At 42.2% G+C, this 11,689-nt stretch carries 10 protein-coding genes and 1 pseudogene; 2 read left to right on the top strand and 9 right to left on the bottom strand.

Annotated elements, in window-relative coordinates; all coding sequences use genetic code 11:
- Positions 1-103 precede the first annotated feature (103 nt).
- From L8S15_RS16020 to glpT, 5 genes are all read right to left on the bottom strand, one after another.
- Positions 104-484 carry an STAS/SEC14 domain-containing protein gene (locus L8S15_RS16020; RefSeq protein ID WP_010441092.1) on the bottom strand — a complete coding sequence of 127 codons (381 nt, stop codon included), beginning with the start codon at positions 482-484 and terminating at the stop codon, positions 104-106.
- A gap of 112 nt (positions 485-596) precedes the next feature.
- The gene (locus L8S15_RS16025) at positions 597-938 is read right to left on the bottom strand and encodes a hypothetical protein (protein WP_280574149.1); all 342 of its coding nucleotides are present in this window, start codon (positions 936-938) and stop codon (positions 597-599) included.
- Between the two features lie 155 nt (positions 939-1,093).
- On the bottom strand, positions 1,094-1,558 hold the full coding sequence (locus L8S15_RS16030) for an ASCH domain-containing protein (protein ID WP_010441096.1): 465 nt from the start codon (positions 1,556-1,558) through the stop codon (positions 1,094-1,096).
- A gap of 213 nt (positions 1,559-1,771) precedes the next feature.
- Positions 1,772-2,827, bottom strand: a complete 1,056-nt coding sequence (gene glpQ, locus L8S15_RS16035; RefSeq protein ID WP_016798570.1) for a glycerophosphodiester phosphodiesterase — start codon at positions 2,825-2,827, stop codon at positions 1,772-1,774.
- 84 nt (positions 2,828-2,911) lie between these two features.
- Entirely contained in the window at positions 2,912-4,282 is a 1,371-nt protein-coding gene (gene glpT / locus L8S15_RS16040; RefSeq protein WP_016769248.1) for a glycerol-3-phosphate transporter, read from the bottom strand.
- A 536-nt stretch (positions 4,283-4,818) separates the two neighbouring features.
- Between glpT and L8S15_RS16045 the strand changes: the two genes are divergently transcribed.
- Together L8S15_RS16045 and L8S15_RS16050 are read left to right on the top strand one after the other, a co-directional pair.
- On the top strand, positions 4,819-5,535 hold the full coding sequence (locus L8S15_RS16045) for a lipoprotein (RefSeq protein ID WP_102313176.1): 717 nt from the start codon (positions 4,819-4,821) through the stop codon (positions 5,533-5,535).
- 200 nt (positions 5,536-5,735) lie between these two features.
- Positions 5,736-6,235 (top strand): annotated as a pseudogene (locus tag L8S15_RS16050) (hypothetical protein).
- A 133-nt stretch (positions 6,236-6,368) separates the two neighbouring features.
- On the opposite strand, the gene L8S15_RS16055 reads toward L8S15_RS16050, so the two are convergent.
- The 4 genes from L8S15_RS16055 to L8S15_RS16070 all read right to left on the bottom strand — a co-directional run bounded on the left by L8S15_RS16055 (position 6,369) and on the right by L8S15_RS16070 (position 11,534).
- Complete coding sequence (locus tag L8S15_RS16055; protein ID WP_010441105.1) at positions 6,369-6,623, bottom strand: DUF3297 family protein; 255 nt, start codon at positions 6,621-6,623, stop codon at positions 6,369-6,371.
- Between the two features lie 374 nt (positions 6,624-6,997).
- Positions 6,998-8,281 carry a lysine N(6)-hydroxylase/L-ornithine N(5)-oxygenase family protein gene (locus L8S15_RS16060; RefSeq protein ID WP_016769245.1) on the bottom strand — a complete coding sequence of 428 codons (1,284 nt, stop codon included), beginning with the start codon at positions 8,279-8,281 and terminating at the stop codon, positions 6,998-7,000.
- Between the two features lie 78 nt (positions 8,282-8,359).
- Positions 8,360-9,337, bottom strand: coding sequence for a GNAT family N-acetyltransferase (locus L8S15_RS16065; protein ID WP_280574159.1), 978 nt, complete (start codon positions 9,335-9,337; stop codon positions 8,360-8,362).
- Entirely contained in the window at positions 9,327-11,534 is a 2,208-nt protein-coding gene (locus L8S15_RS16070) for a TonB-dependent receptor (RefSeq protein WP_010441111.1), read from the bottom strand. The genes L8S15_RS16065 and L8S15_RS16070 overlap by 11 nt, the downstream gene beginning before the upstream one ends.
- Positions 11,535-11,689: the final 155 nt, after the last annotated feature.

Here is an 11,689-nt window from a genome sequence, read left to right on the forward strand (position 1 = left end):
GAATTATCATAGCCAAAATGAAAAATGACAGCTTTCGAGACAATGAGCGTCAACTGTCATTAGTGTTGTTTACAGATTGATCTATAACTGTCTGCGAATAGGATCAATCGACTAGCCACTTAAGTGCAGAGTCGTGATCTTCAAATGACTTAATCTCACCCGACACAAACCAACTGCCGACTTTTGATGCCATTTCTTGCCAACTTTTATCGCCGTAAATAGCAATTTTGTCTATCTTCGAATTGAGCTCTAATCCCAATTTGAAATCGTCCCAAGCAGCCCGCAACTCCCAACCTGTTAAAGATGATATATCGACCAGCATCTTAAGTTCAGATGAATCGAGTTCTTCTAATGTTGTATTTAGAATTGGTATCATTGCTTGGTAATCATTGTGTGTGAGTTTTCCTTTCGCTTTAAACACAACAATGGTTTCACCGTTAACACGTTCAATTCCAACCGATATTCCGTGACGTTCGATACTCATAATCTAGCCCTCATAGTGGAAACTAGAGTTAGCTTAAAGGATTAAACAACAAAGAGATGGGAGATTGACGTCAAAACAGACAAGTGCTTTATCTAGGCTGAATTTCAGAGAGTTAATCGCGCTTCTCCAACAGTTCGCTTAGGTTTTTAATTTGCACGATACGGGGGGGCTCTGACTTAAAATCAACTCGACTAGTGTTCAACCACACCGCTTGCAAACCCGCTTCAAGTGCTGGGTAAATGTCTTGCTCGCTTGAGTCTAATGCGTTAGTCGCAACATAAAGCTGGTGGGTTTTAGATAGTTCACAAAGTATTTCCCGAGCACACTCGACCACTTTAACTCTCTCCCAGTCACACATCTTCCCTTGTACATCTGGGAAATCGACCATCAGCGTATTGCCCCAGTCGAATAACACGATTTTTGTTAGATCGATTTGCTTTGTAATATTGTTCATCTTGCCTCCTGCATGCGATGAATTATCTAGCCCTCAAGCGAGCTTATAAGAACTTCTCGAACAGTTAAGCTCATTGTGGTCAACCTTGTTGCTGTTTATTGAGCACGATCTCCTAAACACAAAATTTCACGTATTGTGAATCAACAAAATACCCTTTATTGATAAACCACTTTGAAGCGCTCTAATACGAGTAACATGTCTTCAGCTGGCGATATTTTGAGCTCTTCACATTCACGCGAGAAGAAGTTCCAGTGCGCTTCTCTCCACCATTCGAGTGTTTTATCACCCTCACCTTCCGCGGCAGCAAATTCAGCAGTGACTTCGTTGTATTTGCACTGTGAGACTGAAGTAATCTCTACAATACAAACTGGCTTGCCATCCCAATCAGTGACGACTTGCAAATGCCCTACGACAGGCATCGCTTCCCCTTCATGGCTGTACCAATATTCAAGGCTGCAAGACGCCTGTTTTTCGCCTTTGAGAATCAACTGAGCGCAGAGATTGGCGTTGTATTCATCAGCGCAGTAATAGTCGGAACTAAAAGACGTATATTGAGAAGCCACTTCGGTTGGCAATGTATTGAGGTAACTATCGAGATAATCTTTGCTTCTTTCTTCCATGATTTTTCCAGTTTGAATATAAGGTTCAGTCAGTGAGAAATAACAGACTGTAATGTTGGTAAGCTATCAAGGGGAGAGATTGGTGTAAACCTAGGAATTTCAAAATGGTAATTACAGTGAGAACGAGGCTCACAAGGAAGAACTAAAAGCATTTTTAAGTTTTACTTTTAGCTCTTCGTATCTCGTTATTAGTGCTTCGTAACTGGAAGGGAATTAACGGTTAAGGAACTCTACCGCTTTGTCTGGGAAGTCGGTAAACACGCCATCGACTTTAACTTGGTTGTAAAAGACATCCAACATACCATCAAAGTTATCAGCATAGGCTGGGATTCTTCCTGGATCGGCACGGAACGTATACGGGTGAACGTCTAAGCCCGCGTCTTTTGCTGACTTCATCAATGGTTTAATAATGATGTTATCTTTGGTCGATGCATCGTCTACCAACATAGGTTTCCAAGGGCCAATGCCGTCAGCGTAGGTAGCGACTTTTTCCATGCCGCCTTTCTCAAACATCCAGTCGTAACTGTATGGTGTGGCTTTGTCGCCCTTGTAAGTCATGGTTTCGTTCCAATCGGTGTAAGCCATCAACTGAACAAGTTTGAGATCCATTTCCATGGCTGGCATTAACTCATCATTAATTCGTTGCAATTCGTTGGCGTCAAAACACTGCAAATAGACCTTGTCGTCTTGCGATAAATAACCATATTGATTCAACGTAGCAAGCACGGCTTTAGAGATATCTTTCCCTTCATGACGGTGGAACCAAGGTGCTTTGATTTCAGGATAAATGCCTACGTCATAACCGAGCGTCTTGTTTAAGCCTTGGATCAATTCGATTTCTTCTGCAAAAGTAGCGACCCGGAAATCAGACTGCCACATAGGGAAACGTGTTGGGTACCCTGCCACTCTGTTGCCTTGTTCATCGAGGTTAAAGCCTTCAGTCACTTTTAATGATTTGATCTCGGCAAGCGTAAAATCAATGGCATAGTAGCGGCCATCAGCGCGTGCTCGTGTTGGAAAGCGGTCAGCAACATCGGTGACTCTATCTAAATAGTGATCATGTAACACCACCAATTGATCGTCTTTGGTCATCACCACGTCTTGTTCGATATAGTCAGGTTTCATTGCATAGGCAAGTGCTTTGGCAGGCAACGTATGTTCAGGTAAATAACCTGATGCACCGCGATGCGCAATCACTAAAGGTTCAGCAAATGCGTTTGCTGATAAGCTCAATGCCAAAAGAGTCATACACATTGACGTTGTTTTCATTATTTCCATTCCTTTGATAGAAAAGAGGCAGGAATATCCTGCCTCTTTGATTTATTGACGTTGTTTTATTAGGTTAAAGAGCCGTTAAGCTAACGCTTCTTTCTCTTTTTCAAGATTTTTTTGTTTATGATGTGCTCGCTCACCCATGAAGGCATAAAGCAAACAAATTAATGATGCAATACAAGCGCCCACCAAAATAATGAAACCACCATCCCAACCGTAATGGTCAACCATAAACCCAAGCACTGCGTTTGCAGCAACCGCACCACCTAAGTAACCAAACAGACCTGTTAAGCCTGCCGCTGTACCTGCAGCTTTTTTAGGAGCAAGCTCTAGTGCGTATAAGCCGATGAGCATTACCGGACCATAGATAAGGAAACCAATTGCAATCAGCGCCAACATGTCAATTGTTGGGTTACCTGCTGGGTTTAGCCAATAAACTAATACAGCGATAGTAACCAAAACCATGAACAAGATACCTGCAGGTGCGCGTCGGCCTTTAAACAATTTATCTGAAATCCAACCACACAGTAGCGTGCCAGGTATACCCGCCCACTCATACAAGAAGTAAGCCCAAGAAGATTTATCTACTGAGAAGTCTTTTGCTTCTTTCAAGTAGACCGGAGCCCAATCAAGTACACCATAACGAATAAGGTAAACAAACGCATTAGCAATCGCGATTGACCACAACAACTTGTTAGAGAAAACGTACTTAAAGAAAATCTCTTTCGCCGTCATTTCTTTCTCATGGGATTTATCGTAGTCGTCTGGGTAATCGTCTTTGTGTTCTTCAATTGGTGGTAAGCCACAAGACTGAGGTGTATCTCTTACAGTGAACCAAACAAAAATAGCAACGAGAGTGGCAAAAAATGCAGGAACATAAAAAGCGGTTCGCCAGTCGTCATTAAAAGCCCAAAGCCCCAATAGGAACATTGGGCCGATCAAGCCGCCACCGACATTGTGTGCCACGTTCCATACGGAGACTATCTCGCCGCGTTCTTTTCGTGACCACCAGTGAACCATGGTTCGCCCACAGGCCGGCCAACCCATACCTTGAAACCAACCATTTAGAAACAACAGGATAAACATCGCAGTAATACTACCTGTCGCCCATGGCATAAAACCAAAGCAGAACATCACCAATGCCGACATCAACAAGCCGCCACTGAGGAAATAACGAGGGTTAGAACGGTCCGACACGCTCCCCATTAAAAACTTAGATAAACCGTAAGCGATGGATACTGCGGCTAAAGCAACCCCTAGTTCGCCTCGGCTATACCCTTGTTCAATAAGGTATGGCATCGCCAAACTGAAGTTTTTGCGTACTAAGTAGTACCCTGCATAACCAACAAAGATGCCGAGAAAAAGCTGCCATCGTAAACGTGTGTAGGTGCTATCAATCTTATCTGACGATAAACGATCGATATGCGCCATAGGTTTGAATATTCCAAACATAGGAACCTCATAATTATTGGGCGATAGAAATTGAAAATGCTCGAACGAAAAAATTAAACGCTCATTCGAAATCAGGGGAATTGTATGTGCTTCAGGATTATTTTCTGTGATATAGCTATCTATTAACAATAAATAACTTTAAATACAGCATATTAGTTTCATTTAATTAGACTGCGCTTCATATTTTCGTTTTTGTATATCTAACTTCAGGAAACATTAAGTGGGTACATTTTGTTCGAATGAGCAAATATCGAACAAGTTATTCATTAAAAACAAATCAAGGTGTAGAAACTCCACCATCCCACCAACCTACAATCGCACTTATATTCTATGGCTTTCTTTTGAATCTTAAATACATAACCAATCGTGATGTCAAACCTATGCTTCCGTTTATTTATTGAACGCTGGTGATTACGTATCGTACAACCTCAAGTGATGCAGCAATGCCCAAAACAACTTTATTTGTTCGCCCAATATTTTGGGTATGGTGTGCAGTCATCAGCTTCTTACTAATTAATTAAACGATAGGAAATATCATGAACAAATCACTTATCGCTCTTGTACTTGCTACTGTTTTAGCTGGCTGTTCATCAGGTGGTACATCTGAACCGACACAACCTGAATTTGATGGTGACTACGGTTTTGAAAATATCGATCCCGGTTTCGGGCAAGATGATACCGATAACGATGGCGGTTATGAGAACGTAGACCCTGAATATGGTGTAGATGCACCCGGTCTAAAAGACAAAATTGCACAAGCTGATTTGGGTTTCGTACATATCCCTGAGTTGGGTGATATTCCATTTTTTAATACGGATACTGATGAGGCGAACATCGGGGCAGTAAAAGAGCGCTCTAGTGAAGAAGAAACCCTCTATAGCATCTATGTGGATGACAAGCGTGTTGGTGAAATCATCATTCGTGATAACTATGTCACGATTAGCTCTGGAGACAAAATGATCTCAGGCAGAAAAGATTCCATCACTTATGCCGACAATGATTACACCTTCTGGACTGTGCGAGATACAAGTGGAAATGTAGTTGGTGACTTTAAACGTCTCGATGACGGTGTTTGGGTATTCCGTGAGGAGATGAGCAGAGAAACATTTGTGGTGAAGTATCACAACGGCCAATGGAACTTCATCCCAGTAGCAGAGATAAAGAGCAAGGTAAAAGATAACTTACCTTCGCAAGCAGCCGTTACCAAAGTTCGAGCAAAGATACAGGCAAATAAGCTTCGTACGCTGAAGTAATCATTCTTAATAAAACAGAACTGCCGGGCATTCAAACAGTACGTTTGAGTGCCCTTCTTTTCCTACCAATATTTCTACGTAGCTCTTTCAGTAAAATGCTTCAATCTTTCAAGGATGATTCGAATTACGTGACCAATTTAATGGTTGTCTAGGTTTATACCGAGATCGCCAATATTCTGTAAACATAAGCGAGTGATCAAATGACCATCAAAAACCTTCCTCTATTGGCTCTAACCGCTTTATTGTTGTTATCTATTACCAATGTTCACGCTTATGAGCAAAATCAAGATGAAACCGCGATTACATTTGGTCTATCTGCTGAACGTGGTTGGCGTGATTGGTCTGCTTCTTACATCAAATACCGTGGTGTTGTTCTCTGGGGTATGGCTTTGAATTTACACGCTCTGCATACAATGATGACACCTCTTCTTATGAATACAAACAACGCGACAATGAATACCAGTTTCACGTCCCTATTGGTATAACCGAAAACCTTTACATAACACCGGGCTACGGCATTAAACGCACCCATACTGATGTCACATTTGATAGGAACAAGTTCTCAGACAGTTCAACCAAACAAGTTGGCGGCTTAGATGCAACCTACATTATGGACAGTGGTTTTGTGGTAACGGCCGGTTTCGACAAAGCAGAAGGTGAAGACTTGGAGTTTTCAATTGGTGCAGGTATCGCATGGTAAGCGAAGGTTTTGGAATAATGGTAAACACAGAAAAACAAAAAAGGCCTAGATTTTTCTAGGCCTTTTCTAGTAATAACGCTTGGTAACTCAGTATTGGCAAGTGACACCAAGGATTAGCGAGTTACTCCAACAATTATTCTTCGATGTAAAAAGCTTCTACAGTGCCTTTTAGAGTAATAAGCATTGGTTGACCAAAGCGATCTAGCGCTTTAGGTGAAGGGATCTTAACCCAACCTTCGCTGATGCAGTATTCTTCAACATCAGTACGCTCTTTACCATTTAGACGAATGCCGATTGGGTATTCGAAACACTCAGCAACGTGGTGTGGGCTGCGTGGGTTACCTGCAAGATGATCTGGTAAAGCTGGTCTTGAATTAGTATCGCTCATGTTCATTACCTGTATGTACGTAAATAAAAAAAGTGCGTCATTCTAGTCAATATAGGCTTTGTGCTCAACAACTGCTGCAATAAATCGTAGTGATCGTTTTAATCAACAGCTAGTTGTTTGATTTAAAGGCGATATCAACACAAATTTCATCGATACATTAACAAATTTGCGGCAAGCCATAATTCTCGAACCTAGGCAGCTAGGCCGATAAATGGTATAGCACACAACTGGCGACTCTATGGATTGAATTAATATTTAAGAACAAAAAACGCCAATATAATTTTGGCGTTTGCGTTTTGGCTATATGTACTTCGAAACACGTGATAAACAAATATGCTGCGAGCAAATACCACAACATTGTTCACATACAGAATCTAAGCTTTTTCTAGCTCGTTCTGTGAGTTTTCGAGAAGCGCATCTACGATCTCTTGAGAACGAACAGCCAACACAGAAAGAAGCGTATCACTCAGGCCATGAGAAGATTCACAACACCCCTGCAGGAAGATCTTAACTTCACAACTTGGCTTCATGTCTAATTGGTATGAACGCGCTACCGATTTACTATCAATCAAGGGTTCAATCGAGCTGAGCATTTGGTTGAACTCATCGTAACGATAGCCCGTAGCAAGAATGATCGCATCGTATTCCTTCCATAACTGTGTTTTGTTTATCGTGTCATTCAGACGCAACGCTACTTTGTCATCTTTCATAGCAACTTCTTGGATGTCATGACAACGTAGATGTTGATGGTTACCCTCACCCGTTACTTTTTGCAAATAAAGCAGCTCGTAAATGGCGTTAAGTTCTTCTGTATCCACAACTGAATAGTTAGTCGCGCTAAATCGAGAAAGGATGTGGTCACGCTGCTCTTGCGTGCTTTCATACATGTGATCGGTAAACTCAGGATCAAACACCTCGTTTACAAACGGACTGTCATCAGCCGGGTGCAATGCAAAGCGGCGGTTAACCATGTGAACTTCACCATCAGCATAACGATTGGTGAGATCAACGAATATTTCAGCAGCACTTTGCCCAGCACCCACGATCGCGATTTTTGGCTCTGAGTTTGGCTTAAAGGTTTCACGCCACGCTTTGTACTTCGAGGAGTGGATGATTTGTTCGTTATCATGGCCTTCAAACAGTTTTGGAAGTTTCGGCATCCCGCCCATACCGACAATAAGGTTCTTAGCGATTCGAACCGTCTGGTTGCCGTGTATATCGGTAGAGGTAACTTTTACTTTTGAGCTTTGACCATTTTCATCAATCGCTTCAATATCAATGACTCGCTGCCCGTAATTTACACGTTCTGAAAATTGATTAGCAACCCAAGTCAGATAGTCGTTAAACTCAACACGAGAAGGGTTCATACTACCTAAGTTAATAAACGCATTAAGCCTATCTTTGGTGTGCAAATAATTAACGAATGAATAAGGACTGGTTGGATTTCGTAATGTCACCAGATCTTTCAAACAAGATATTTGCATTCTTGTTCCATCTAACAACATACCACCGTGCCATTCAAAATGAGGCTTTTGCTCCAAGAAGCAATAACTTAAGCCTTTATCTTTAGCTTGCTCTTCCAAAGCAATAGCTATCGATAAATTAGCAGGACCAAAGCCCACTCCGAGAACATCATATTCCTTAATTTGTTTCGTCATGTATAACCTCATGAAAATTTTGCAGGCGCAAACAAGCGCCCTATTCCGACTCCTTGTTTCAGTACAAACTGCTCTCGATTAGAACTCGTTACTGAAAAAGCTGTCTTTTAACTGACACATTAAAGCCGCACGCTTATGCGGAAATTCAAATTCTTTAACTTTGGCAAAGCCGTATTTTTGTAGATACCCAATCATTTTGTTGTTATCGGCTCTTGGCTCGCTAACAATCTTTTCTGTGCGAGGATCCGATAGATAGATGAAGTGACAAACAGAAGGCAACCAAGCAGCAACTTTATGTGCTCCGCGGTGAGACTCTTCGCCTACCAACATATGTATCCCACGATCGTAGTCGCCAGCTGCATAGTAAGGCGCGATACGATCTTCTTTTGTCCAATACACTTCGATATAAGCAAAAGGCTGGTTGTCTAAACATACAATTAGCAGTTGATTTTTATGGTTTTTGCAGGATTCTTCTAAATAAAACTTGTGCTCTTCTAACGAACCAGTCTGTTCCCAGAAATTGGCAACACGCTTTGTGTTCTGCCATTTATTGAACAACGTTAGATGTTTATCAACGTCTAACCCTTCTAATATAAGTACAGCGTTTAGCTCTGGAATGTAGCGACGATATAGCTCCCCATACAAAGGCTTTGGCCTTGCCGGATGATACCCTGCAGCGTCAAGAACTTGCTTATGTGGGTAAAGGGCGTGATTTCGATTCTTAAGCCATAACTCCGGAGTTTGCATAACGGCTTCACGCCATAGCACTTTTAAGCCTTCGGCAGTTTCAAAGGACAAAGAATCCAACACTTCGCTTTTAAATTGTCCGAGTTCAATAGTTCGAATATCTGAGTTAGCGGAAAACAAAAGCGCAAACGCTGAGAGAGCTTCTTGTTCGGTAGCCGTCATCTCTGTAAGTCGCCAAAAATGATCCGTTTCTCGTACTACTTCGAGAGAACCGCTACTCACTTCAACACTATATCTATCTAGCCCTTCAGTTAAAGAAACACTCTGCCCATCGGGCAGAGTGTTCGCAGGCTGGTGGCTACCAGTCATAGGTTACGCTCGCAATCACGTTACGACGGTCACCGTAGAAACAGTAGTAATCACATGTAGCAACGTACTCTTTATCTGCTAGGTTTTTCGCTGCAACTTGGAACTTATAATCTTCAATACGGTAGCTTAACGTAGCGTCAAACAATGTATATGAAGGAACAACGTTTGTTTCGGTATTATCGGCATATGAATCACCAACGTAACGAGCACCCGCACCAATCGTTAAGCCATCTAATGGACCATTTAGGAAGCGGTAATTTGCCCAAGCTGAAGCGAGTTGGTCAGCAATTTGTGATGGCGTGTTGCCTACATTACTGCTTGTCGAATCTGCTGTTATTTCAGAATCAATGAATGAAACGTTACCAATCAAGGTTAATGCTTCAGTCACGTTTGCAACAGCTTCTAGCTCTAAACCACGGTTACGAACCTCACCAATTTGCGTTAGTTGGCCAGCGACCTGACGCGCTAAGTTTTCTTTCGATACTTCAAACGCAGCAATGTTGAAGTAACCGTCAAAGCTACGCGGTTGGTATTTCAAGCCAAGTTCGTACTGTTCGCCACGTTCTGGCTTCGCAGGGTCACCATTGGCGTCAAGTTGAATTATTGGGTCAAACGACTGAGCGTAGCTCGCATAAGGTGTAAAGCCGCTATCCATCAAATAAGCAACACCGAAGTTAGTTGTCCACTCTTCGTTGTCGACCTTAGTTTTTGCGCCCGTTGTCGTGTTATGTGTCTTATTTTGGGAATCGTCGTAACGAACACCTATTTGCACTGCCCACTTGTCCGCAATCATCATTTGGTCTTGTAAATACAGGCCTAGTTGATTGTTTTTAGTTTTAGTGGTTTGGCGGTCAGATTCATCAACAACACTAAAGTTAGAATCCAGCAAAGTGACATTGTTACTATAGGACGGGTTGAAAACATCAAACAATGGGTTTGCGATCGAAACGAAAGTCCCTCCAGCTGGAACAATAATCGAGCTATTACCATCGGCAACAAATGGGTCTGAAGCATAATCTTTACTGTCAATATCGATACTTTGATAATCGATACCAGCTAGCAAAGTATGTTCTACAACGCCAGTTTTAAAGGTGTGTACAACGCGGTTGTCTATATTAAACGCGTCAGACGTGCCTTCCTCTGTGGAAGCCCCGCGTAGAACCTTGCTGTTTGTTGGGTCATAAACACCTAAACCATAATCTGTCGCATAGCCAAGCGAATACATTTGACGGAGGTTAATGTCCATCTTGCTGTAACGCGTATTCTGCATGAAGTAAGTACTGTCATTGAAATGATGTTCAAATTCATAGCCTACTGACAGTTGTTCACGCTCGAACGTTTCCCAATCGGTATTGCCTACCGCAGTGCTATCACTGATTTTCCCGTTTGGATTCGATGTTAACGTTCCTTCCATTGGCAAAAATTGCAGATACGGGTCGGAATCATCTTTTTGGTAACTGGTTAACAATGTTAATTTGGTGTCGTCTGTGAATTTATAAGCCAGAGAAGGGGCGATGAAAATACGTTCAGCTTCTACTCCATCAACACGGCTGCCATTTTTTCGACCAAGCGCTTGTAGGCGGAATGCCATTTTTTCGTTAACTTCAGAGTTCACATCTAAGCTAATTTGCTTACGATCGTCAGTGCCGTATTCAATAGCAAACTGACCAGAACCACCGTCAAATTGAGGGCGCTTGCTCACGACATTTATGACGCCACCTGGAGGAGTTTGGCCGTACAATGCAGAACCAGGACCACGTAAAATTTCTACTCGCTCCAACCCAAATGGGTCGATTTGCCAGCTGTAAAAGCCTGATGAGTACAAACGCGTTCCGTCTTGATACAAGCCGCTGTTTGCTTGCTTAAAGCCACGAATCACAAACCAATCTTGCTTGTTATCTTCACCGAAGTAATTTGCTTGGATACTCGGTGTGTATTGCAATGCATCGGCAATACTGATCGACGCTCTGTCGTCCATTTGCTCACGCGTCACAATGGAAATAGCACGAGGTGTTTCACCTATCGCAACGTCGGTTTTTGTTGCCGTGCGACTACTTAATCCTACGTAGCTAAAATCTGGACCTACTGAGCTGTCTTCAAGCTGCTGCCCAAGAACAACAACGGTTTCATCTTCGTTGGCCTGAACCATTCCTGACGATATAACTAAAGCGACCGCAAGTGCTGTTGGGGTGCGCATAAAGTGCCGATTCATATATTTCTCCTTCAATACGGCTATGAACCAATTGCAATAAAAACACAAACAATAACGATAACGATAATAGTTATCATTGCGATTAATTATAAGGCAAAGTGTACCACGTAATTTTCAAAATAAAACATCTTAGTAATGGA

The organism is Vibrio sp. S/42/10 (genome assembly GCF_029890535.1).
GTDB classification, from domain to species: Bacteria; Pseudomonadota; Gammaproteobacteria; order Enterobacterales; family Vibrionaceae; genus Vibrio; species Vibrio cyclitrophicus.

Bases quoted from the DNA above. Each gene is read 5' to 3' on its own strand.
- L8S15_RS16020 (WP_010441092.1), bottom strand. From the start codon at position 484: ATGAGTATCGAACGTCACGGAATATCGGTTGGAATTGAACGTGTTAAC.
- L8S15_RS16025 (WP_280574149.1), bottom strand. From the start codon at position 938: ATGAACAATATTACAAAGCAAATCGATCTAACAAAAATCGTGTTATTC.
- L8S15_RS16030 (WP_010441096.1), bottom strand. From the start codon at position 1,558: ATGGAAGAAAGAAGCAAAGATTATCTCGATAGTTACCTCAATACATTG.
- glpQ (WP_016798570.1), bottom strand. From the start codon at position 2,827: ATGAAAACAACGTCAATGTGTATGACTCTTTTGGCATTGAGCTTATCA.
- glpT (WP_016769248.1), bottom strand. From the start codon at position 4,282: ATGTTTGGAATATTCAAACCTATGGCGCATATCGATCGTTTATCGTCA.
- L8S15_RS16045 (WP_102313176.1), top strand. From the start codon at position 4,819: ATGAACAAATCACTTATCGCTCTTGTACTTGCTACTGTTTTAGCTGGC.
- L8S15_RS16055 (WP_010441105.1), bottom strand. From the start codon at position 6,623: ATGAGCGATACTAATTCAAGACCAGCTTTACCAGATCATCTTGCAGGT.
- L8S15_RS16060 (WP_016769245.1), bottom strand. From the start codon at position 8,281: ATGACGAAACAAATTAAGGAATATGATGTTCTCGGAGTGGGCTTTGGT.
- L8S15_RS16065 (WP_280574159.1), bottom strand. From the start codon at position 9,337: ATGACTGGTAGCCACCAGCCTGCGAACACTCTGCCCGATGGGCAGAGT.
- L8S15_RS16070 (WP_010441111.1), bottom strand. From the start codon at position 11,534: ATGCGCACCCCAACAGCACTTGCGGTCGCTTTAGTTATATCGTCAGGA.